Source organism: Cedecea neteri, assembly GCF_000758305.1.
In the GTDB taxonomy this organism is placed as follows: domain Bacteria; phylum Pseudomonadota; class Gammaproteobacteria; order Enterobacterales; family Enterobacteriaceae; genus Cedecea; species Cedecea neteri_C.
Genome location: NZ_CP009458.1, coordinates 4,382,679 through 4,405,226, shown reverse-complemented (window position 1 = coordinate 4,405,226; position 22,548 = coordinate 4,382,679). Strand labels below are relative to the sequence as shown.

17 protein-coding genes are annotated in these 22,548 nt (G+C 56.4%); 4 read left to right on the top strand and 13 right to left on the bottom strand.

Annotation, left to right across the window (positions count from 1 at the left end; translation table 11 throughout):
- The first annotated feature begins 70 nt into the window (after positions 1-70).
- Positions 71-817 carry a GntR family transcriptional regulator gene (locus LH23_RS20475; RefSeq protein WP_039295267.1) on the top strand — a complete coding sequence of 249 codons (747 nt, stop codon included), beginning with the start codon at positions 71-73 and terminating at the stop codon, positions 815-817.
- Here LH23_RS20475 and LH23_RS20470 read toward each other — a convergent pair.
- The 3 genes from LH23_RS20470 to LH23_RS20460 are packed head-to-tail and all read right to left on the bottom strand — an operon-like array spanning position 791 to position 4,066.
- On the bottom strand, positions 791-1,771 hold the full coding sequence (locus LH23_RS20470) for a PfkB family carbohydrate kinase (protein ID WP_039295263.1): 981 nt from the start codon (positions 1,769-1,771) through the stop codon (positions 791-793). The two genes, LH23_RS20475 and LH23_RS20470, sit on opposite strands and share 27 nt — an antisense overlap.
- Positions 1,758-2,774: an ADP-ribosylglycohydrolase family protein gene (locus tag LH23_RS20465; RefSeq protein WP_156108071.1), complete on the bottom strand. Its 1,017-nt coding sequence runs from the start codon at positions 2,772-2,774 to the stop codon at positions 1,758-1,760. Before LH23_RS20465 ends, LH23_RS20470 begins: the two co-directional genes overlap by 14 nt.
- A complete protein-coding gene (locus tag LH23_RS20460) occupies positions 2,774-4,066 on the bottom strand; it encodes a nucleoside permease (RefSeq protein WP_039295257.1) in 1,293 nt (430 codons plus the stop codon). The genes LH23_RS20465 and LH23_RS20460 overlap by 1 nt, the downstream gene beginning before the upstream one ends.
- A 258-nt stretch (positions 4,067-4,324) precedes the next feature.
- Between LH23_RS20460 and fbaB the strand changes: the two genes are divergently transcribed.
- The gene (fbaB, locus tag LH23_RS20450) at positions 4,325-5,377 is read left to right on the top strand and encodes a class I fructose-bisphosphate aldolase (RefSeq protein ID WP_008455139.1); all 1,053 of its coding nucleotides are present in this window, start codon (positions 4,325-4,327) and stop codon (positions 5,375-5,377) included.
- A 471-nt stretch (positions 5,378-5,848) separates the two neighbouring features.
- On the opposite strand, the gene yegS is transcribed toward fbaB, so the two are convergent.
- From yegS to LH23_RS20400, 9 genes are all read right to left on the bottom strand, one after another.
- Positions 5,849-6,748: a lipid kinase YegS gene (gene yegS, locus LH23_RS20440; protein ID WP_039295249.1), complete on the bottom strand. Its 900-nt coding sequence runs from the start codon at positions 6,746-6,748 to the stop codon at positions 5,849-5,851.
- Between the two features lie 250 nt (positions 6,749-6,998).
- Positions 6,999-8,360: a tRNA 5-hydroxyuridine modification protein YegQ gene (gene yegQ / locus LH23_RS20435; RefSeq protein ID WP_039295245.1), complete on the bottom strand. Its 1,362-nt coding sequence runs from the start codon at positions 8,358-8,360 to the stop codon at positions 6,999-7,001.
- 129 nt (positions 8,361-8,489) lie between these two features.
- Entirely contained in the window at positions 8,490-8,747 is a 258-nt protein-coding gene (locus LH23_RS20430) for a hypothetical protein (RefSeq protein WP_039297037.1), read from the bottom strand.
- 435 nt (positions 8,748-9,182) lie between these two features.
- The gene (baeR, locus tag LH23_RS20425; RefSeq protein ID WP_008455132.1) at positions 9,183-9,905 is read right to left on the bottom strand and encodes a two-component system response regulator BaeR; all 723 of its coding nucleotides are present in this window, start codon (positions 9,903-9,905) and stop codon (positions 9,183-9,185) included.
- Entirely contained in the window at positions 9,902-11,296 is a 1,395-nt protein-coding gene (gene baeS / locus LH23_RS20420; RefSeq protein WP_039295242.1) for a two-component system sensor histidine kinase BaeS, read from the bottom strand. Before baeS ends, baeR begins: the two co-directional genes overlap by 4 nt.
- A complete protein-coding gene (locus LH23_RS20415; RefSeq protein ID WP_039295239.1) occupies positions 11,293-12,708 on the bottom strand; it encodes an MFS transporter in 1,416 nt (471 codons plus the stop codon). The genes baeS and LH23_RS20415 overlap by 4 nt, the downstream gene beginning before the upstream one ends.
- Positions 12,705-15,788, bottom strand: coding sequence for a multidrug efflux RND transporter permease subunit MdtC (mdtC, locus tag LH23_RS20410; RefSeq protein ID WP_039295235.1), 3,084 nt, complete (start codon positions 15,786-15,788; stop codon positions 12,705-12,707). The genes LH23_RS20415 and mdtC overlap by 4 nt, the downstream gene beginning before the upstream one ends.
- Positions 15,789-18,911 (bottom strand): MdtB/MuxB family multidrug efflux RND transporter permease subunit, encoded by a 3,123-nt coding sequence (locus tag LH23_RS20405; protein WP_039295232.1) that lies wholly within the window; start codon positions 18,909-18,911, stop codon positions 15,789-15,791.
- Positions 18,911-20,164 (bottom strand): MdtA/MuxA family multidrug efflux RND transporter periplasmic adaptor subunit, encoded by a 1,254-nt coding sequence (locus tag LH23_RS20400; RefSeq protein ID WP_039295229.1) that lies wholly within the window; start codon positions 20,162-20,164, stop codon positions 18,911-18,913. The genes LH23_RS20405 and LH23_RS20400 overlap by 1 nt, the downstream gene beginning before the upstream one ends.
- A gap of 272 nt (positions 20,165-20,436) precedes the next feature.
- Here LH23_RS20400 and LH23_RS20395 point away from each other — a divergent pair, with 272 nt between their 5' ends.
- Together LH23_RS20395 and LH23_RS20390 are read left to right on the top strand one after the other, a co-directional pair.
- Entirely contained in the window at positions 20,437-20,802 is a 366-nt protein-coding gene (locus tag LH23_RS20395) for a type II toxin-antitoxin system RelE/ParE family toxin (protein ID WP_081946141.1), read from the top strand.
- On the top strand, positions 20,786-21,082 hold the full coding sequence (locus tag LH23_RS20390; RefSeq protein WP_039297031.1) for a helix-turn-helix domain-containing protein: 297 nt from the start codon (positions 20,786-20,788) through the stop codon (positions 21,080-21,082). The genes LH23_RS20395 and LH23_RS20390 overlap by 17 nt, the downstream gene beginning before the upstream one ends.
- A gap of 45 nt (positions 21,083-21,127) precedes the next feature.
- On the opposite strand, the gene yegD is transcribed toward LH23_RS20390, so the two are convergent.
- The gene (gene yegD / locus LH23_RS20385) at positions 21,128-22,480 is read right to left on the bottom strand and encodes a molecular chaperone (protein WP_039295226.1); all 1,353 of its coding nucleotides are present in this window, start codon (positions 22,478-22,480) and stop codon (positions 21,128-21,130) included.
- Between the last annotated feature and the right edge of the window lie 68 nt (positions 22,481-22,548).

Sequence of the window (22,548 nt, the reverse complement as noted above, 5' to 3'; positions counted from 1 at the left end):
AAGTTTTTAGCCAGCATAATACCAGTGGTACTATACTGGCTTCATCTTCCCTGCCGGACAATTGCGTACCATGGAACAGGCTCATCACCAGTTAGTTGAACAGCTTAAACAGCGCTTTGCCGCCCCGGATAACGCTCCTCTGTACCTCAAGTTTGTTGAAACGGTAAAAAATGCCGTGCGCGCGGGCCTGTTGCCGCAGGGAAATATCCTGCCGGGGGAGCGGGATCTCAGCCAGCTTACGGGCGTGTCACGCATTACCGTGCGCAAGGCGATGCAAGCGCTGGAAGATGAAGGTGTGGTAACACGTTCGCGCGGCTACGGGACGCAAATTAACGCCACGTTTGAGTATTCACTGAAAGAGGCCAGAGGGTTTTCGCAGCAGGTTGTGCTCCGGGGTAAAAAGCCAAACACGCTGTGGGTGAACAAACGCGTGGTGAAATGCCCGGCAGACGTGGCAGAACAGCTCGCGATCCCGGCGGAAAGCGAGGTCTTTTTGCTAAAGCGTATTCGCTATGTGGATGAAGATGCGGTGTCTATCGAAGAGTCTTACGTGCCGACCGGGCTGATTGCCGACCCGGATGAGATTGGCGTTTCGCTGTACGACTATTTCCGCAGCCAGAACATTATTCCGCAGCGCACCCGCAGCCGGGTGAGCGCCAGAATGCCGGACAGCGAATTCCAGTCACACATCAAACTGGAAACGCCGGTGCCGGTTTTGGTCATCAAACAGGTGGCGTTCGACCCGCATAACCGGCCCATTGAGTACAGCATCAGCCACTGCCGCAGCGACTTATACGTTTTCGTCTGCGAGGAGTAAGGCTTGCTCGAGCTGTGCGAGTTTTGGCGCGCAGTCCCCGCCCCGGTGGCCGACCACGTAGCTGGCTACCGCATTACCGAGACTGACAGCTTCTTCCAGGCTCCAGCCTGCTGCCAGGCCCGCAATTGTGCCACCCGCGTGGCTGTCACCCGCGCCGATGGTATCCACGACGGTGGTCGGGAAGGGCGCAGCGATCCCCTTATTATCGCCGTCCGCAAACCACGCGCCGTCCTTATCTAAACGAACGATCAGCGGGCTGGCGTAGCGGGTCTGCCATGCGCGGCAGATCGCTTCAATGTTTTCAGGATCGACTTCAAGCCATTCGGCAACAATCGCCGCTTCCTGACGGTTGAGCGAAACAATCGGTTTGCAGGCCATGATCCGCGCCAGCAGCGGCTGTGGGATATCCGCAATACGCGGGCCAAAGTCGATAAACGGCGTAATTGCCTCCAGCGACTCCAGCCAGCCAACGAGCAGTTCCGCACACGGGCCGGCAAGCTGGTAGCCAGAGAGCGACAGCAGGCTGCCTGGCGGGATGCTCAGGCCGTCAAGCCAGGCCTGATTCCACTGATGCTCGACGCCGCGAAACGACATAAAGGTGCGCTCACCGTCGGGTTCGACCAGCGCCAGGCACCAGCCATTGTCTCCCGCATCGGTGTGGATCTCGCTGCTGATGTGCTGTTTTTTCAGGCTGTTGCGAATAATATCGGCCCAGGTTCCCTGGCCAATCGGCAGCGCGTTCTGAGAGTTGATGCCGAGGCGCAAAAGCGTGATGGCGATGTTCAGCGCGCAGCCACCGATGTTCACGCCTTGCTGATGCAGCTCGATATCGCAGCCGCGCCACGGCAGGGCATAGGCGTCGGCGATGACGTCAATCACCGCCGAACCGAGCACGCAAACCGGGCGTTGAGCCTGCAACTGGGGCAGTTTGCTCAACAGTTCATTTGGCTTCATGGCTGGCCTCTCTTTGCTGGCGGTAGGCCATAAAGATGCGGCTGTAGCGCGTGAAGTCGAGCTGGTTCTCTTCATCCAGCTCCTGCTTTAATGCCGGGTCGATGCTTTCCACGCCGTTCAGCGCGCCGCAGATAGCCGTGGCCATCGCACCGATGGTGTCGGTATCTCCCCCGAGGTTGGCACACAGTATGGCGCAGCGGTTAGGGTCGGTTTTCGCCAGTTCGACCATTGCAATCGCCGCCGGTACGGACTCCACGGTGCTGGTGCCGGTGCCGACCAGCTGGTAAATCTCTTCCATGGCGGATTCGGTGCCGCGCGCTTTTCTTGCCACGCTCAACGCTAATTCCAGGCGTGCCGCGAGGGAAGCGCTAAATGTCGTGATGCGTTTTTCCTGTGCGTGGCGGGCGATGGACGGTAGTTCATCGCAGATGGTTGCCCAGCTTGCACCGTCGATGGCGCGAGAAATGGCCCAGGCGATCACAACCGCCCCTGCAATGGCTAAATCCGATTTGTGCGTTGGGCTTGACGCTAACGCGACCTCGTCCACAAACTCATCGAGACTGGTCGTCGGCAGCAGGCAGCCAAGCGGGGAGGCACGCATCGCCGCCCCGTTGGTCACGCCGTTGTTTTCCAACTCGCTCACCGGCGTTCCTTGTTTGATCGCATTCAGGGCTATTTTCGATGTTGGGCCGAGCACGTTTTTATTGAACGCATCGAACCCTTCTGCCCACGCCAGGATATGGCGGCCAATGGCGTCCGGGTTGATAGCCCCGTGGTGCTCGATGATGGCGTCCGCCAGCGCCAGCGCCATCGACGTGTCATCGGTAAACTTAGCGCGAGCAAAATAACAGGCGGCATTGTTTTCCGCCGGGCCTGGCAGGAACTTGTCTATCCAGCCGAAGTGGGCCTTTACCCGCGAGCGCGGCCACAGTTCGGACGGCATGCCCATCGCATCACCTAACATCTGGCCGTAAAAGGCTCCCAGAATACGATTTTCCATTATTACGCTTCCTTTAATACTTTTTCAGATTCATCACCGGCAACGGCGATGGCAGCAATCTCTTTGTCCGACTCGCGGAAGAAGACCATGAACAGCACGGCGATGACGGCAATCATTATCGCGCCAAAGCCCCACATCCCCGCCCAGTTAAAGGTCTGGCCGTTCACCGGCGAGGAGTAAGCAAACATTTTTTCCATCATTTTGCCGCCGAGGCTGTAGCCCAGCAGGCTGCCGAAGCCCTGGCAACAAAGGGTAATCAGCCCCTGCGCCGCGGTGCGCATATACACCGGGGATTTCTTGTCCACGTAAATGTAGGCGGTGACGTAGTAGAAGTCATAGCTCACGCCGTGCAGCAGAATGCCGAGGAACAGCAGGCCGTAGGTGAACAGGTGCGACGCATCGCCGTAGACAAAGAAGCCGTAGCGAATGGCGGCGGTAATCAGGCCCAGCAGCAGAACCTTTTTAATACCAAAGCGCTTAGTGAAGAACGGCAGCGCCAGCATAAAGAAGATTTCCGAGAACTGGCCGAGCGTCATCCAGCCCGTGGCGTTATGCATCCCGACCTCGGTCAGGTAGCCGTTGGCGAAGATGTAGTAGAACGCCAGCGGCATCGCAAACAGGAAGGAACAGAAGAAGAAGACCAGGAAGTTTTTGTCCTTCAGCAGCACCAGCGCGTCCAGGCCCAGCATCACCTTCAGGCTCAGCTTGCCGGTGCTTTTCGGCGGCGTGTTCGGCAGGAAGAACGCGAATATGCCTAAAGCGACCGAGCTGATGGCGGTGATCAGCAGCGGCACGTTGGTGGGCGAGATATCGCTGAAGCCCAGCATCTGCGGCAGGAAGCCGCACACGATCCCGGAGGCAATCCAGCCGATGGTCCCCATCACGCGAATACGCGGGAAATCACGCTCCACGTCGTCGACGTTGGAAAATGCGATGCTGTTGGTCAGCGCGATGGTCGGCATATAGGTGAGCGAGTAAGCCAGCAGCAGCGGGAAGAAATAGACAAACTCCGTTTGCTGAGCGGCCAGATACATCAGCCCGGCGCCGACGAACATCAGCAGCGCCAGCACTTTTTGCGCGGCAAAGAAGCGGTCGGTCAGCGAGCCGACCAGGATAGGTGACAAAATAGCAGCGATGGCGGTGCAGGCGTAGGACCAGCCGATTTCGCCGGCGGTAAAACCACTTTTGTTGAGGAACAGCCACAGGGGCACAAACCAGGCGCCCCAGATAAACCATTCCATAAACATCATGAACGAAAGGCTAATCGTTGTACGTTTCATGCTCAGGACCTTCATGACAGGTGTAGGGTGTGCCTTAACCATACCAATGAATAATACCTTTTAAATACCTTTGCGTCGATTCTATGATCGCCCTTGCAAAAATAACCGGGTGGCCACCTGGCTTTACTCCTGGAAAGGAGGCAAAAGTGCGCTCGAACTGGCAAATCCCCGCCGTCGGTACCAGGCTTAGTGCGGCCGGTTTTTTCGACCCGGCAGAACAGGATTTTTCATGCGCAGCGGGCAGGGGGCTCGCTGCCTTTACGGGAGCGTATTATGACTGATATTGCGCAGTTGCTTGGCAAAGATGCCGACGGCTTGTTACAGCATCGTTGTATGACTATTCCGGCAGACCAGCTTTATCTGCCGGGCTCGGACTATGTTGACAGAGTGATGGTGGATAATAATCGCCCGCCTGCGGTGCTGCGAAACATGCAGACGCTATACAACACCGGGCGTCTGGCCGGGACCGGCTACCTCTCTATTCTTCCCGTCGATCAGGGTGTTGAACACTCGGCGGGGGCATCTTTCGCCGCGAACCCGCTCTACTTCGATCCGAAAAACATCGTTGAACTGGCTATCGAAGCGGGCTGTAACTGTGTGGCCTCGACCTATGGCGTGCTGGCCTCGGTTTCACGCCGCTATGCCCACCGCATTCCGTTCCTGGTGAAGCTTAACCACAATGAGACGCTGAGCTACCCGACCACCTACGACCAGACGCTGTACGCCAGCGTTGAACAGGCCTTCAATATGGGCGCAGTGGCTGTCGGGGCCACGATTTACTTTGGTTCGCCGGAATCTCGCCGCCAGATTGAAGAGATCTCCGCCGCCTTTGAACGCGCGCACGAACTCGGCCTGGTCACCGTGCTGTGGGCCTATCTGCGTAACTCCGCGTTTAAAAAGGACGGGGTGGATTACCACGTCAGCGCCGACTTAACCGGGCAGGCTAACCACCTGGCGGCGACCATCGGGGCCGATATTGTGAAGCAAAAAATGGCGGAGAATAACGGCGGCTATAAAGCGGTAAACTTTGGCTACACCGACGAAAAAGTTTACAGCAAGCTGACCACCGACAACCCTATCGACCTGGTACGCTACCAGCTGGCTAACTGCTACATGGGGAGAGCAGGCCTGATCAACTCCGGCGGGGCTGCTGGAGGGGAAACGGACCTGGCAGATGCGGTACGCACGGCGGTGATCAACAAACGTGCGGGCGGTATGGGGCTGATTCTGGGGCGTAAAGCGTTCAAGAAATCAATGGCCGACGGCGTGAAGCTGATTAATGCCGTGCAGGATGTTTATCTGAATGAGAAAGTGACTATTGCTTAAGCTCTGTTGAGTAAGGTTATAAAGCCCTCTTTTTTGAGGGCTTTTTTATGCGGAGTTTTTGCTGGTTGCGTTTTACCCCTCACCCCAGCCCTCTCCCCAAAGGGGAGAGGGGGGAAAGCAACAGAGAGCGCTTTTTATTCCATCTCCCCAAAGGGGCGAGGGAGGAAAGCAAGCAACAGAGGGCGCTTTTTATTCCCTCTCCCCAAAGGGGCGAAGGAGGAAAGCAAGCAACAGAGAGCGCTTTTTATTCCATCTCCCCAAAGGGGCGAGGGAGGAAAGCAAGCAACAGAGAGCGCTTTTTATTCCATCTCTCCAAAGGGGTGAGGGAGGAAAGCAAACAACAGAGGGCGCTTTTTATTCCCTCTCCCCAAAGGGTCGAGGGAGGAAAGCAAGCAACAGAGATCGCTTTTATTCCCTCTCCCTGTTGGGGAGAGGGTTAGGGTGAGGGGAAACAAGCTGCACCGTGCTGGCTTACCCCAGCAGCGGGCAATTAGGCGGTAAACGGCAGGCCAGCGCATTCGGATGCACTTCAATGCGGAAATGCCGTCCGCTCAGCGGTTCTCCGTCAAGGTTGAAAGTTATCTCGTGCGGGGCGGAAATCTCAAACCAGGCTGATTTCCCTTCAATAATGTTCGGGTTTTCATCCGGGCGCGTCAGCGTAGTCAACAGCGCAGGAAGCAAGTCTTCACCGGTAAAAATCCGCAGCTCGAGCAGCCCGTCGTTGATCAACGCCTCCGGGCAAAGCTGTTGCCCGCCACCGGCCTGGCGGCCATTACCGATGCCGATCACCAGCGCGTCGCCCTGCCAGCTAAAGCCTTCCCCGCGAATATCGCAGCGATCAGGTTTCAGCATATCCATGCGCATCAAACCGTGAATAAAGTAAGAGACGCCGCCGAGTGCTGCTTTGAGTTTTTCCGGCGTTTCGGTGGTGATGCGTGTACCAAATCCACCGGTCGCCATGTTGATGAAGAAGGCTTCTTCGTTGACCTGCACCAGGTCGATGTTGGCGGCTTTGCCGAACAGCGCGAGGCGCAGCGCTTTTTCTAAGTCCTCAGGAATACCGGCGCTGGTGGCAAAGTCGTTGGCCGTGCCCAGCGGGAGAATGCCCAATGCCGGGCGGCTGCCCGGTGAAAGTTTTGCGAGACAGGTGGCAATCTCATTGATTGTGCCGTCACCGCCGCCGGCAACCACGGTGTCAACGCCGAGATTCAAAGCTTCCTCAATGTAGCGTTCTGCGTCACCTTTTTCCCAGGTCACCCTGATGTGTAAGGTATAACCTTCCTCACGCAGCGTACGCACAGCCTCGCGCAGCTGTGGGTTTCCGGCACCTTTGCCGTTCAGAATCAAAAATGAATTCGGGGATCTTTCCATGACTTACCTCAGAAAAGTGAGCATTATCAAAGTGTAGAGCAAAGCGGGCGCGGGGGAGTAAGAACTGACTGAATCAGCGGAAAAAAGAAAGCCTGCGCAAGGGAGATTGCGCAGGCCAAGGAGGTGGTTCCTGGTACAGCTAGCATTTATGGGTTATGTTTTTCAGCTTGCGGATAATAACGTTATCTTGTGTAACCGTATGTGATCGGTTTCTAAGAATGGTCTTAGCGCGAAAAATAACCCGAATTCACTAGTTTGCGTGCGGTTTACGGGTTGTCTGACCAGAGAGATTGCGCATCAGCAGAGCATAATCCAGCGCTATCTCCTGAGGTACAGGCATCCATACGGTATGACCGTCGCCTGGGGCCACGTCTATCGGCTGGGATTTGCCGTTTTCCAGCGTTTCCAGCGTAAAGGTGATATTGCCCTGTGGGGTCATCATTTCCAGACTGTCGCCCAGCAGGAATTTGTTTTTCACTGCCACTGCTGCCAGGTCACCGCGGCGTTCGCCGGTAAACTCGCCCACAAACTGCTGGCTTTCGGAAATAGAGTGGCCGTACTCGTAATTCTGATGGCTGTCGTGGGTATGACGACGCAGGAAACCTTCGGTATAACCGCGATGGGCCAGGCCTTCCAGCGTTTGCAGCAGCGTAGGATCAAACGGTTTGCCCGCTGCGGCATCATCAATGGCGCGGCGATACACCTGCGCGGTACGTGCGCAGTAGTAGTAGGACTTAGTGCGGCCTTCGATTTTCAGCGAGTGCACGCCCATTTTGGTGAGGCGTTCCACGTGCTCGATGGCGCGCAGATCTTTCGAGTTCATGATGTAGGTGCCGTGCTCGTCTTCAAAGGCGGTCATGTACTCGCCCGGACGTTTGGCTTCTTCCACCATAAATACTTTGTCCGTTGGGGCGCCGACGCCAAGCGTAGGCTCAACGTTTTGCACCGGAATCGGCTCATGTACGTGGACGATGTTACCGATGTCGTCTTCTTTGCCTTCCTGAACCTTATATTCCCAGCGGCAGGCGTTGGTACATGTCCCCTGGTTAGGGTCACGCTTGTTGATATAGCCGGAGAGCAGACAGCGACCTGAATACGCCATACACAGCGCGCCGTGGACGAAGATCTCCAGCTCCATCTCAGGAACCTGTTCACGAATTTCGGCGATTTCTTCCAGCGACAGCTCGCGGGAAAGAATCACGCGCGTCAGCCCCATTTGCTTCCAGAACTTCACGGTCGCCCAGTTAACGGCGTTAGCCTGCACGGAGAGGTGAATATCCATCTCCGGGAACGCCTCGCGCACCATCATGATAAGCCCCGGGTCGGACATAATCAGCGCATCCGGGCCCATGTCGATGACTGGTTTAAGGTCGCGAATAAAGGTTTTCAGCTTGGCGTTATGCGGGGCAATATTCACCACCACGTAGAATTTTTTACCCAGCGCGTGGGCTTCGTTGATCCCGAGCTGGAGGTTTTCGTGGTTGAATTCGTTATTGCGCACGCGCAGCGAGTAGCGAGGCTGGCCAGCGTAGACGGCGTCTGCGCCGTAGGCGAAAGCGTAACGCATATTTTTCAGCGTTCCCGCTGGGGAGAGGAGTTCCGGTTTAAACATGAAGTTCTCGTTCTGATATCAGGTCAGAACCGCTCCACCTGGTGAAGCGGCTAAAGTCGAGTGGATTACCACAATTTAAGGGCGGGAATTGTAGCGCCGTGAGGCTGGGGAGTAAACCGTCTTGCGGATTCAGAAAAGAAACCGCCCTCCGTTGAAGATCAGTGATGAAAATGCAATATCCTTCGCGTAATCCTCCAGCGCGTCGGTGTTTTCTTTGAAATGCGTCAGGTATTGTTCCATTGCCTCTGCTTCATCCTTAGCGTGCGTTTCAAAGCCTATTTTTTGAAACCCTTCTTCGCTCAGGCGCTTTTGTTCTGCAGCAGTAACCGACGCTTTCGGATAGATGTTGACGGAAATTTCTTTGCTGTAAAAAACATATTTTTCCACGATAAACACCTCTCAACTGCCGCTAATATATTTTTATTTCCTCTTCGGGCGAGACCTAATCTTGCTCACGCCAGAGTTGGTTTTTGCATTTGCTGCAAATAATGGTGCGACGAAAATCAGTAAATCTTGCCAGCCCAACGTCGAGTGTTTCTGACGAATGACAGTGAAAACACTGCGGGCTACCGGTGGGGGAAACTTCAGCCGGGTGGGCCTGGAGATATTCCTGCTTTGTTGGCAGTGTTGACCATAATCCCGTAATCGGGGATTTCCCCGTCGGAACAAAGCAGACATACAGCACGCCAAGCACCACTCCTACAGCCAATATAATAAGTATTGTTGACACAGCTTTTCCTTAAACCGAAGACACCCATTGTGGGTAACAGTCTGAAAGATAGTCGGTTAAAGGCAATTTGACTATATGTCGAGGCCGCTATTTTATATCACCCGCCCGGCGTCCGCCTCCCAGCGGTAACCCACGCCGTAAACGGCGCGAATAAACGACTGATCGGTATCCAGTGCTTCAAGCTTGCGGCGCAAGTTTTTAATGTGACTGTCGATGGTACGGTCGGTGACCACGCGGTAGTCGTCATACAAATGGTTCAGCAGCATTTCGCGGGAGAACACTTTCCCCGGCTCGTGGGACAGGGTTTTTAGCAGGCGGAATTCGGCGGGAGTAAGATCCAGCAGTTTACCGCGCCAAATAGCCTGGAAGCGGCCTTCATCAATCACCAGCGGGCTTTCTTCCGACCCAGCGGAAATGGCAAGCTGACGCTTGCAGCGGCGGAGGATTGTTTTCACGCGGGCGACAACTTCGCGCGGGCTGTATGGTTTGCAAATATAGTCGTCGGCGCCAATTTCCAGCCCCAGCAGGCGGTCAATCTCTTCTATTTTGGCCGTCACCATGACGATGGGGACTTCGGAGAAACGTCGAATCTCTTTGCATAGCGTCAGGCCGTCTGTGCCGGGGAGCATCAGATCCAGCAAAATGAGATCCGGCGGCGTGTGGCGAACATACGGCAGCACCTGGTCGCCGTGGTTCAGCAGAGTAGGGGCATAGCTTGCCGCACGGAGGTAGTCGATGAGCAACTGCCCAAGCTTAGGTTCATCTTCTACGATCAAAATACGGGGCGTACTGTCGTCAATCGGTAGCTCGGTCATAATGTCCTCGACGTTTCTGTTTCCAGAGGAAGTTCAACGGTAATACTAACGCCGCCAAAGCGTGAATGGGAGGCGGTTAGCGTACCGCCATGGGCGGTCACAATATTCTGGCAGATAGACAGGCCCAGTCCTGAACCGCCGCTGGCGCGGTTGCGGGAGCCTTCCGCGCGGTAAAAACGGTCGAAAAGCTGACCTAACTGCTCGTCCGATACACCGGGCTCGCTGTCGTCAAAGCTCATCACAAACTGCTGATTCACAATTTTACCGCTAATCACCAGTTGCCCACCGCTGTCGGTGTAGCGGAGGCTGTTTTCCAGAAGATTGTTGAACAGCTGCATCAGACGGTCTCCGTCACCGAAAATAGTCGCGGATTCCGGTAGCGCAAGACGTATTATCAGCCCGCGTGACTCAAAACGGGATCGAAATGCCCCGGCAACTACTTCCAGCAGCGCAATGATATCCAGCGACTTTTTCTGGTACGCCAGCGCGCCTTCATCGGACATGGAAAGCTGGTGCAGGTCGTCAACGAGCTTGGTCAGGGTGGCGACTTCCATCTGCAGTGACGTGACGGACTCCGGCGTAAACTGGCGCACGCCGTCCTGAATGGCCTCCAGCTCACCGCGCAAAACGGCAAGCGGGGTGCGAAGCTCGTGAGAAATATCCGCCATGTAAGCCCGGCGCATTTTATGGTTTTTTTCCAGAGTGCTGGCGAGCTGGTTAAAGTCCTGTGCCAGCCGCCCCAGCTCATCCTGGCTACCGACCGCGACCCGGGTGGAAAAATCGCCGGCGGCCAGTTTGTGGGTACCATCAACCAGGCGTTTCACCGGAGCCAAAAGGCCACGGGCGAGCAGGAAGGTGGCCGCCGCCGCCAGCAGGCTAGACAGGGCGACGATGATCCAACTTGTGCGCCGCTGCTGGCGATCGAAGTTAATGTCGGTGTTGCGGGTCAGGCGTTCAATCGGGGAGGCAATCACCCAGCCCACGTCCTGGCCATTGACGTTAATCGCTTTGCGCATTCCATCGGGAGGGAGCTTCTCTCGCGGGCCAACCAGAACCTGATAGTTTTGATCGACCACCCAAAACTTGGTGCGCCAGCCTTGTGGAGGCATGCCGTGTGCTTCATCCCCGTCGCGCTCAAATGAACGTAAAATCTGAAACACAAACCTGTCGTTGTGCCGCAGGAAGCGCCAGTTGCCGTGAAGCGCATACTGTTCACCCAGCGCATCACTCAGCAGCTCAATGCGCTGGGTATTGCCGCGCTTGATGTAGTCAATGAAGCCGCGCTCAAAACTTAACCTGACGCCCCAGTGCATGATGGCCAGTACCAGCAGGCAGGTGGAGAAAATAGCGAGGAATAATTTCCCGGTGATCCCGGAGCGGCAGAGTTTCATGTTTCGCTCCTTTTACGGCGGCTGATTACCGTGTTTTCTGAACGGTCATTGGGGACGCGGGCAAACAGCAATGCCGGAAGGGCAATGACCAGCGCCATGCAGAAGTAGGTGTACATAAAGATGCTGTGAACCTGCTCACCACCGGCCGGAAGCTGCTGATGGCCAAACATGCCCAGCAGCAGGCCAGCGACGGTCACGCCGATACTCATGGAAAGCTGCATGACCATTGAGAGCATGCTGTTGCCGCCGCTGGCGAGGTCATCCGGCAGATCTTTTAGCGTCAGCGTATTCATGGAAGAGAAGCGCATGGAGTTGACCATGCCCTGTACAAACAGCACGACCGGCAGCAGCCAGAACCAGCCCATTAGGGCCGTACCCATAAACATCAGCGTGATCAGCGCCAGGCCGAGCGTGGCGACGACCAGCACGTTGCGGTAGCCGAAGCGGTTGACGACCTGCACAACGATACGCTTCATGCCCATGCTGCCAAGCACCATCGGGACCATCATCAGCCCGGCATGGAACGGCGAGAAACCCATCCCAATCTGCAGAAACACCGGCGTCATAAACGGCAACATGCCGCTGCCGATGCGCCCGCACAGGCTGCCCAGCAGGCCAAGCGAAAAGGTTTTCGTGTTGAACAGATTGAGATTGAACAGCGCGTTTTCGTTGTCGCGCGCATGCCAGAGGTAAAGCAGAATGGCGATCACCCCGCCGAGGATTAACAGCCCGAGCGTTTCACTGGAAATGCCCAGGCCCTTTTGTCCGTCCAGCGCAATCGTCAGCGCCGCCATGCCAAACGCCAGCAGCAGGAAGCCGGAAATATCAAAGCGACGAGTTTGCATGGTGTAGTTGGGCATCAGCCACAGGGTCGCGATAGCCCCGACAATGCCGACAGGAATGTTTATCAGGAAAATCCAGTGCCAGGAGGCGTACTCAACCAGCACACCGCCGAGCGCAGGGCCGAGCAGGGGGCCAACCTGGCCTGGAATCGTCACGAAGGTCATCGCCGCCATATACTGCGCACGCGGCACGATTTTCATCACCGTAAGGCGCCCCACTGGTACCATCATCGCGCCGCCAATGCCCTGCACCACGCGGGCCAGAACAAGTTCGTTGAGCGTTGAAGCGTTGGAGCAAAACAGTGACCCAAGGGTAAAAAGAATGATCGCCGTGAAGAAGATATTGCGTACTCCAACTCTGTCCGCCAGCCAGCCGCTTGCCGGGAGCATAACCGCAACCGTTAACACGTAGGCCACCACTACCGAGTGCATGTGCAGAGGGCTTACGCCCAGACTATGCGCCATCGAGGGGAGAGCGGTGTTAACAATCGTGGTGTCCAGCGCCTGCATAAAGAAGCCAAAAGCGACAATCCATAACTGCCAGCGAACGGCGGTGGGCAAATCAGTCATACGGACAGAGCCTTACTTTCACGGGGTTTGCGGCTAAAGCGCAATCTCAGTCGGTCAAAGAACAGGTAAACCACCGGCGTGGTGTATAGCGTCAGTAGCTGGCTCATCACCAGCCCGCCGACGATGGTGATCCCCAGCGGCTGACGCAGTTCTGCGCCGTCACCGCTGGTCAGCACCAGCGGTAATGCGCCAAACAGCGCGGCCAGCGTGGTCATCATAATCGGGCGGAAGCGCAGCAGGCAGGCCTGGAAAATGGCTTCTTCCGGCGTTAAATCGCCCTTACGCTGCGCCTCTATCGCGAAGTCCACCATCATAATGGCGTTCTTCTTCACGATGCCTATCAGCAGCATGATACCGATTAGCGCAATCAGGCTGAAGGGGGCGCCGAAAAGTTCCAGCGCCAGCAGCGCCCCGACGCCCGCGGAAGGCAGCGTTGAGAGGATGGTCAGCGGATGCACGTAGCTTTCATACAGCATGCCGAGCACGATATACACCGTGGCAATCGCCGCCAGGATCAGGATCACCTGCGAGTTCATTGTCTGCTGGAACACCTGTGCCGTCCCGGCGTAGCTGCCGCGCACGGTCGACGGTACACCCAGCGAAGTCATCGTCCTGTCGATGGCATCGCTGGCTTCAGAAAGCGACACCCCGTCAGGCAGGTTGAACGAGATGGTGGATGCGGCAGACAGCCCCTGATGGTTCACCGACAGTGGGGCGTTCGCTGGCTGCCATTTGGCAAAGTAGGAGAGGGGAATCGACTTCCCTTCGCTGTTTATGACGAACATCTGGTTGAGCGAGCTGATATCCTGGGTGTAACGCGGATCAACTTCCATCACCACTTTGTACTGGTTTAACGGCTGGTAGATGGTGGAAATCTGGCGCTGACCAAAGGCGTTGTTGAGCAGATTGTTGGCATCCGAGACGCTGATCCCCAGTCGCGACATGGTTTCACGGTCGTAAATCAGGTCCATCTCCGAGCCGTTATCCTGCTGGTCGGAGTTAACGTCCGCCAGTTCTGGCAGCGCCGCCAGCGCTTTGCGGATTTTTGGCTCCCACTCTCGCAGGGCACTTAAGTCATCCGAAAGCAGAGTGTACTGATAGCTGGCGTTAGCCTGACGACCACCGACGCGAATATCCTGCACCGCCATTAAATAGAGGTTGGCGCCGGGCTCTTTTGCCAGCTTGCCACGCAGCCGGTCAATGACCTGCTGGGCGGTTTCACTGCGTTCACTCAATGGCTTAAGTGAGATAAACATCATGCCGCTGTTAACCCGGGAACCGCCGGTAAAGCCGGTGACGTTATCCACAGCCGGATCTTCACGAATGATCTTCATAAAGTCCTGCAGCTTGCCGCGCATGGCCTGGAAAGAGATGCTCTGATCGGCCTGAATATTGCCCATCAGCCTGCCGGTGTCCTGCTCCGGGAAGAAGGTTTTGGGGATCGCAATGTAGAGCCAGACGCTCAGGGCTATCGTACCCAGAAGCACCATCCCCACCAGTCGAGTATGGTTTAGCACCCATTTCAACGAGCGCGCGTAACCACCCTGCATGGCAATCAGCAGGCGACCGAATCCACGATTTTTGTTTCTCTTTTCAGGAGGCCGGTTTTTCAGGAGCCAGCCGCACATCATTGGCGTGAGCGTGAGCGACACCACCAGCGAAATCCCGATAGCCACCGAAAGCGTGACCGCAAACTCGCGGAATAAGCGCCCCGGCAGCCCGCCCATCAACAGCAGCGGCAGGAAGACCGCCACCAGCGACAGACTCATGGACAGCACGGTGAAGCCCACTTCCCGCACGCCCTGAAGCGCCGCCTGCATGGGCTTTACGCCCGCTTCCAGATGGCGGGAAATGTTTTCCAGTACCACGATGGCGTCATCGACCACAAAGCCGGTGGCGATGGTCAGTGCCATCAGCGACAGGTTATTCAGGCTGAAGCCACACAGATACATGGCGGCAAAGGTCCCGATCAGCGACACCGGGACTGCTACAGCTGGAATAAAGGTCGCTCGCCCTGAGCGAAGGAACAGAAACACCACCAGAATGACCAGCGACACGGAGATCACCAGAGATTGTTCTACCTCGGCCAGCGAGGCGCGAATGGTTGGTGACCGATCCTGGGCTACCTGCAGGTCGATGGAAGCCGGAATGGTTTCCCTTAATTCGGGTATTTTGGCGCGGATGCGATCCACGGTTTCGATGATGTTCGCTTCCTGCGATTTGCGGATCATCAGCAAAATGGCCGGTTTGGCGTTGGTCATCCCGGCGTTACGCACGTCCTGCACGCTGTCGGTGACGTTGGCGACATCCTGCAGCCGCACGGCCGAACCGTTATTGTAATGCACGATAAGCGGCATATAGTTCGCCGCTTTTTTTAGCTCGTCGTTGGTCTGAATTTGCCAGCGGCTTGTGCTGTCTTCTACCGAGCCAAGAGGGCGACGAACGTTGGCATTGCTAATTGCGGTTCGGACGGCATCCAGCGATACGCCCTGGTTAAACAGCGCTTGAGGATTAAGGTCCACGCGCACCGCGGGCAGAGAGCTTCCGCCGACATCCACGTCGCCAACCCCGTCGATTTGCGAGACGGTTTGCGCGAGCTGCGTGGAGGCAAAATCATACAGCTCACCCTGCGACAGCGTGTCGGAGGTGAGCGTCAGGATCATGATTGGCGCATCGGACGGGTTGGCCTTGCGGTAAGTTGGCCGCCCCGGCATCCCGCTTGGCAGCAGGCTTTGGGCGGCGTTGATTGCCGCCTGCACGTCCCGCGCGGCACCGTTGATGTCGCGGTCGAAATTAAATTCCAGAATGATGCGGGTGCTGCCCAGCGAACTGGACGAGGTCATTTCGTTGACCCCGGCAATGCGGCTCAGGGAACGCTCCAGCGGTGTTGCCACTGACGATGCCATGGTTTCTGGTGACGCGCCCGGCAGCGAGGCGCTTATCATGATCACCGGAAAATCCACCTGCGGCAGCGGCGCAACCGGCAGCAGGCGGAAGCCCAGCACGCCACACAGCGTAATGGCGACGGTCAACAAAATCGTCGCTACCGGGCGGTAAATGAAGAGGGCAAAAAACTTCACTTACGCCTCCTCATGCTGGCGGCCAAAGCGGCGGCGCGTGTAGTGTGACAAACGGTCGAACAGCAGGTAAATCACCGGCGTAGTAAACAGCGTCAGAACCTGGCTAAGCAGCAGGCCGCCGACCATGCCGATACCCAGCGGGCGACGAAGCTCCGCGCCAACGCCGGTTGAAAGCATCAGCGGCAGCGCACCCAACAGCGCTGCAAGCGTGGTCATCAAAATTGGGCGGAAACGCAGTAAACAGGCCTGGTAAATGGCTTCGTAAGGGGCCATGCCCTGTTCACGCTCGGCGGCCAGTGCAAAGTCGATCATCATGATCGCGTTTTTCTTCACGATGCCAATGAGCAGAATGATGCCGATAATAGCGATAACGTCCAGTTCGGCGCCCGCCAGCATCAGCGCAAGCAGCGCGCCAACGCCCGCTGTGGGCAGCGTCGACAGGATAGTGATCGGGTGAATAAAGCTTTCATACAGCACGCCCAGCACGATATACATCGCCACGACTGAGGCAACAATCAGCCAGATAGTGCTGCCCAGCGCGGCCTGGAAGGCGAGGGTGCTGCCCTGGAACTGCGTCGTGATATCGGACGGCATCGCCAGCTCTTTTTCCGCCGAGGTAATGGCGGTCACCGCGTCACCCAGCGATTGTCCTTCCGGTACGTTAAAGGAGAACGTAGTGGACGGGAACTGGTCAAGGTGGTTAATCGACAGCGGGGCAAAGCGCTGTTCTACCTTCGCGATCGCGCTTAACGGAATGCTGCCGCCGGTGCTGCTGGTGAGGCGAATGTTGTCGAGCGCGCTTAGCCCTGGCGTGGTGCTGGTATCATGTTCGAGTACCACGCGATACTGGTTGGCCTGGGTGTAAATCGTTGAAATCAGACGCTGGCCGAAGGCGTTATACAGGGCGCTGGTCACCGATGACATGGTGATGCCGAGGCGGCTGGCGCTGTCGCGGTCAACGTTGACGTAGGCCATCAGCCCCTGATCCTGCCAGTCACTGCTGATATCCGCGAGCTGAGGCAGCGTTTTAAGTTTGTCTTCCAGCTGCGGCACCCAGGTGCTCAGTTCGTCCAGTGAGGTAGCTTGCAAGGTGAACTGGTACTGCGTGCGGCTCACCGTGGTGTCGATAGTCAGATCCTGGATCGGCTGCAGATAAAGCTGCACGCCTGGGACGCTGGCGACATTCTGCTGCAATCTGTCAATCACCGTCGGGATGCGATCATCGCGGTCACTGAGCGGCTTAAGGTTAATTTGCAGGCGGGCGCTGTTCAATGAAGGGTTGGTGCCGTCCACGCCAATAAACGAGGTCAGGCTTTCCACCGCCGGGTCTTTCAAAATCACGTCTGCCACCTGCTGCTGGCGTTGGGCCATGCTGGCGAAAGAGACCGACTGCGGGGCCTGCAGCGTGCCCTGGATGATGCCGTTATCCTGAATCGGGAAGAAACCTTTGGGGATAAAGATCCACAGCACAATAGTCAGCGCTAATGTGCCAAAAGCCACGCTAAGCGTCAGCCACGGATGATTCAACACTTTGCTTAACAGGCGGCCATAGGCGGCAATGATGTTATCAAACATCTTCTCGCTGGCGCGGGAGAAACGGTTCTGCTTACGCAATGATTCGTGGCTCAGCATTCTCGCGCACATCATTGGGGTAAGCGTTAGCGAAACCACGGCGGAGATTAAAATAGAAATTGCCAGCGTGACCGCAAACTCGCGGAACAGACGGCCCACGATGTCGCCCATAAACAACAGCGGGATCAGTACGGCGATGAGCGAGAAGGTCAGGGAGATAATGGTAAAGCCGATTTCCCCGGCACCTTTTAGAGCGGCGGCCAGCGGCTTCTCACCTTTTTCGATATAGCGAGAAATGTTCTCGATCACCACGATGGCGTCATCCACCACGAACCCGGTGGCGATGGTCAGCGCCATCAGCGTCAGGTTGTTGATGGAGAAATCGAGAAAGACCATCACAGCAAAAGTACCGACCAGCGACAGCGGCACGGCGACGGCAGGAATGATAGTGGCCGGCACGTTGCGCAGGAACAGATAAATGATCATCACCACCAGTGCAATGGCCAGCATCAGCTCGTGCTGGGTGTCGGTCACGGAGGCGCGAATGTTGGTGGTACGGTCGCTGAGCAGCTTCACTTCGACCGACTTCGGCAGGCTTTGGGTCAGCGTCGGCAGCATCTGGCGGATACTGTCTGCCGTCTCAATGATGTTGGCCCCAGGCTGGCGCTGAACGTTCATGACGATAGCCTGCTGCTTGTTCGCCCACGCGCCAAGCCAGCTGTTCTCAGCCCCTTGCTCAACGGTGGCGATATCCCCCAGGCGAATAGGCGCGCCGTTCTGATAAGCAATGATTAAATCTCGGTACTCCTGGGCCGATTTCATTTGATCGTTGGCGGATAGCGTGACGGCGCGTTCCGGGCCGTCAAGGCTGCCCTTTGCCGAGTTAACGTTGGCGTTGGTTATGGCGGTGCGAATGGTTTCGCTCGTCAGGCCAAGTGCGGCAATTGCCGGCGCATTCAGCTTCACGCGTACAGCGGGGCGCTGGCCGCCCGCCAGCGTGACCAGTCCAACGCCAGAAACCTGGGATATTTTCTGCGCTACGCGGGTTTCCACCATGTCTTCCACCTGCGTCATCGGCAGGGCAGTTGAGGTCACGGCAAGCGTCATGATAGGCGGGTCCGCCGGGTTAACCTTGCTGTAAACCGGCGGGTTTGGCAGGTCGGTAGGCAGGAGGTTGGTCGCGGCGTTAATTGCGGCCTGCACTTCCTGCTCGGCAACGTCGAGCGCCAGCGTCAGTTGGAATTGCAGGGTAATAACAGACGCCCCTCCGGCGCTTTGCGATGACATTTGTTTCAGGCCAGACATCTGCCCAAACTGGCGCTCAAGCGGCGCCGTGATTGCAGACGTGATCACATCAGGGCTGGCGCCAGGGTAAAGAGTGACGACCTGAATAGTCGGGTAATCTACTTCCGGCAGCGCCGAAACAGGCAGAAAGCGATAGCCAATAATCCCCGCCAGCAGGATAGCCACCATCAATAGCGTGGTGGCAACCGGGCGGAGAATAAACAGGCGGGAAGGGCCGCCCGTGGAGCCTGGAGGTAACACCTGCATCAGGAGCGCGCTCCGTTGTGTTTGTGGCCGGATTTCGACTGCGCTGCAGGTTTCGCGTTATCGTCAGCCGCGCTGTGCGGTTCGACAACTTCAACCTGTGCGCCTTCCGTCAGACGGTCAATGCCATCGGTCACCACGCGATCGCCTGCTGAAACGCCAGCGGTGATCACGACTTTCTGGCTATCCTGAATTCCCGGTGTGACCAGGTGTTTACTGACTTTGTTATCGCTGTTCAGTACCCAGACAAAATGGCCTTCATTGCCCATTTGCAACGCACCTGCTGGGATCACCACGGCATTCTGCTGGGTATCCACCAGCATACGGGCGTTCACAAACTGGTTCGGGAAAAGAGCGTCGTCCTGATTATCAAAGCGGGCTTTAAGCTTGATAGTGCCGGTAGTGGTATCGATTTGGTTATCAAGGCTCAGCAGTTTACCGCTACTGAGTTTTGTGCTGTTGGTGCGGTCCCAGGCTTCAACGCTCAGCGTTTCACCAGCCTTTTGCGCTTTAATCACCGTGGCGATGTCGTTTTCCGGCAGGGTAAAGACCAGGTCAATCGGGTGCGTTTGCGTCAGCACGACAATACCATTGGTGTCGCTGGTGGAAATCTGGTTGCCAATATCGACCTGTTTCAGGCCAACTCGACCGTCGATAGGCGCGGTAACGCGGCTCCAGTTAAGCTGCAGCTGGGCGCTGGCTACGCTGGCTTCATCGGCCTTAACCGTGCCGAGTGTGGATTCTACGAGCGACAGCTGAGTATCGAGATCCTGGCGGGAAACTAAGTTAGTTTTTACCAGCTGTTGGTAGCGGGCGAGGTCGCGGCGAGCATTTGCCAGGGTGGCCTGATCTTTAGCCAATTGCCCCTGAGCCTGTGCCAGCGCGACTTTAAACTGGCTTGGGTCGATTTCTGCCAGGAGATCGCCAGCTTTTACCTGCTGGCCCTCCTGGAAATGAATAGCAAGCAACTGCCCGTCAACGCGGCTGCGCACCGTCACGGTATTGGCCGCAGTGATAGTGCCAAGGCCGGTTAAATAATGTGGCACGGCTTCAGTGGTTGCCGTTGCGGCCTGAACCGGGGCCAGCGCACCGCCGCGCATTCCGCGTCGACCGCCCTGGGCGGAAGCCTGGCCAGATTTAGCCTGGGGCTGGGTTCCTGAAGATGTATTGTGGTTGTGCCAGAACCAGACGGCGGCAATCACCACCAGAATAAAGGCTGTAATCCACAACCAGCGAGAAGTCTGCGTGCCTTTCATAAATGACGTGTTCTCTTCCTGAAACGATTTTAGGCGTAATGTTACTAGTTTAGTAACGGATAGCCCTTCAATGATGGAGGAAATATGAAGTACTGTCAGATTAGCAACATATAGTAAGTAAGTGATGTTTTCGTGGCCAAATAAAACTGTTTTTCGCAAAACGTTTTCCGAGGTGTCACGCAAGTTTCAGTCCCAGGAGTAGTCATATCACGAAGTGAAAAATAAACTGTGGTTTATATTTCAAATATAATCTATAGTTTATGAGGTGAGTGATGATATGGCGCGTGATATTTACCGACTATTTCTACTTTTGGTATCAGGCCCAGCCCGTAGAGCTCCGCAAACGACTTGTGGCGGCCTTCGGCAATATTGAGTTCTGGGGGCCTGCTTTAAGCCGCCCACAGGCGGACACGGTAAAGGGATCTCGTTATCCCAATATGAAGGAATTACGTTTGCTATGGCGCGGCAAGCCATATCGGATCTTTTTTGCTTTTGACCCGCATCGCAGAGCCGTTGTGCTGTGTGGTGGAGACAAATCAAACGATAAGCGTTTTTATCAGGCGCAGATAAACGTGGCCGATACGCAGTTTGCACATCACCTGACAGAAATGGAGGATGAAAATGAAAACGTTAACTGAAGTAATGGCGGAGTTCTCGCCGGAAGAGCAGGCCGAAATCCGCGCAATGACAGACGTCTTAATTCTGGAAACCGGGTTGCAGCTGGTGCGCGAGGAACAGGGGTTTTCTCAAAAACAAGTGGCGCAAAAAATGGGTATTTCGCAACCGGCAATCGCCGCGATTGAACAACGCGGTAACGATCTCAAAGTGCTCACGCTCAAGCGCTACGTTGAGGCGCTGGGCGGTAAACTTTCGCTGCATCTGGAGTTTCCAGAAAGCGACCGGCGTTTTCAGATATAAAAAACCGCAGGAGGCCTGCGGTTTGAGTGGTATGTTTTAACGCGATTATCTGAAAACTACGTCTGACCAGCGGGCAAGCCCTTGAGTGACCGAGCCAAAGTCATCGCCCCCGGCAATAGGGATATTCGGCAACTGTTGGGCCAGAGCATGGCGCAGCAGCGGAGAACGTGCGCTGCCGCCGGTCAGGTAGATAACCTCAGGCTTCGCCTGGCTGTTATCCATCGCCAGCGTGACCTGTTCCATAATGCGCTGTAGCGGCTGGCTGATGGCGGTTTCCAGTGCTTCCTGGCTGATGCTGCAGCCTACGTCTTTGGCAATAAACGGCAGCAGGGCAGAAACCTGCTGGCTGTTGGAGAGCGAGATTTTGCTCTCTTCTGCTGCCCTGACAAGGCGGTAGCTCAGACGCTGACGCCAGACTTTCTGCAGATACGCTACCTTTTCCGGCTCGCGCGCGTCGCGCACCAGCTCGTTGAGCGAACGACCGTTAGCCGCGCTATAGAAGTCATTCTGTGCCGGAACATCGTTAATCGCGACGGCATTCCACCACGGCAATACCGGCAGCGCGATGCCTTTTTCCGTCTGGCCGCCCATGCCAAGCAGCGGAGCCAGCTGTTTAAATGCCAGCATAATGTCCAGGTCGTTGCCGCCCACGCGGCAGCCGCTATGGCCCAGAAGGCTTTGTTCACGGTCGCGACGCTGGTGCCAGTCAGGCCCCATCAGCAGTACCGAGCAGTCGGTGGTACCGCCGCCAATGTCGACCACCAGCACCTGTTTTTCTTCCTGAAGCGTGGCTTCAAAATCCAGCCCCGCGGCTACGGGTTCAAACTGAAACACCACGTCGCGGAAGCCAGCGCGGTGCGCTGCGCGCTCCAGAATGCCCTGAGCCTGCTGGTTGGCCTCTTCGCCGCCTAGCCCCTGGAAGTTAATCGGTCTGCCAATTACTGCCTGGTCGATGGTTCCGTCCAGTTGGCTTTCCGCCTGTTTGCGAATGTGAAGCATCATCGCGCAAACCAGGTCTTCAAATAACGCGACCTGCTGCGGCTTCAGGCCTGTGGCGCCGAGGAAGGACTTCGGCGATTTAACGAAGTAAACCTCTTCCGGATCTTCCATGTACTGGCTAAGTGAGCTTAGTCCGAATTTTACGCTGCCCGGCAGTACGTCAATATCTTCTTCGCGATTAAAGCTCACTGCGCGGCGCAGCAGCGCCTGGGTCTCACTTCCCGTAGCCGGAACTTCGTGGTGGCGGAAGAGCCACTCGCTTACCGCTTCACGCGTCGGCGCACAGAGCATAGAAGGCAGCAGTGATGAGCCGTTCTCCATCTCCAGCAGCTGTGGTATTCCATCGCGCATAATAGCGACAGAACAGTTCGCCGTTCCGTAGTCAAAACCGATTTTCATTCTCTTTGATTATCCCCATGCCAGTGAGAAGGGGGGCGACTTTAGCGGAATGCCGGTCCGTGGGCAAC

Excerpts from the sequence above, each read along its gene's own strand:
- LH23_RS20470 (WP_039295263.1), bottom strand. The coding sequence starts at position 1,771 with ATGAAGCCAAATGAACTGTTGAGCAAACTGCCCCAGTTGCAGGCTCAA.
- yegS (WP_039295249.1), bottom strand. The coding sequence starts at position 6,748 with ATGGAAAGATCCCCGAATTCATTTTTGATTCTGAACGGCAAAGGTGCC.
- LH23_RS20400 (WP_039295229.1), bottom strand. The coding sequence starts at position 20,164 with ATGAAAGGCACGCAGACTTCTCGCTGGTTGTGGATTACAGCCTTTATT.
- LH23_RS20395 (WP_081946141.1), top strand. The coding sequence starts at position 20,437 with ATGATATGGCGCGTGATATTTACCGACTATTTCTACTTTTGGTATCAG.
- LH23_RS20475 (WP_039295267.1), top strand. The coding sequence starts at position 71 with ATGGAACAGGCTCATCACCAGTTAGTTGAACAGCTTAAACAGCGCTTT.
- fbaB (WP_008455139.1), top strand. The coding sequence starts at position 4,325 with ATGACTGATATTGCGCAGTTGCTTGGCAAAGATGCCGACGGCTTGTTA.
- baeS (WP_039295242.1), bottom strand. The coding sequence starts at position 11,296 with ATGAAACTCTGCCGCTCCGGGATCACCGGGAAATTATTCCTCGCTATT.
- LH23_RS20460 (WP_039295257.1), bottom strand. The coding sequence starts at position 4,066 with ATGAAGGTCCTGAGCATGAAACGTACAACGATTAGCCTTTCGTTCATG.
- yegQ (WP_039295245.1), bottom strand. The coding sequence starts at position 8,360 with ATGTTTAAACCGGAACTCCTCTCCCCAGCGGGAACGCTGAAAAATATG.
- LH23_RS20405 (WP_039295232.1), bottom strand. The coding sequence starts at position 18,911 with ATGCAGGTGTTACCTCCAGGCTCCACGGGCGGCCCTTCCCGCCTGTTT.
- baeR (WP_008455132.1), bottom strand. The coding sequence starts at position 9,905 with ATGACCGAGCTACCGATTGACGACAGTACGCCCCGTATTTTGATCGTA.
- LH23_RS20390 (WP_039297031.1), top strand. The coding sequence starts at position 20,786 with ATGAAAACGTTAACTGAAGTAATGGCGGAGTTCTCGCCGGAAGAGCAG.
- yegD (WP_039295226.1), bottom strand. The coding sequence starts at position 22,480 with ATGAAAATCGGTTTTGACTACGGAACGGCGAACTGTTCTGTCGCTATT.
- LH23_RS20415 (WP_039295239.1), bottom strand. The coding sequence starts at position 12,708 with ATGACTGATTTGCCCACCGCCGTTCGCTGGCAGTTATGGATTGTCGCT.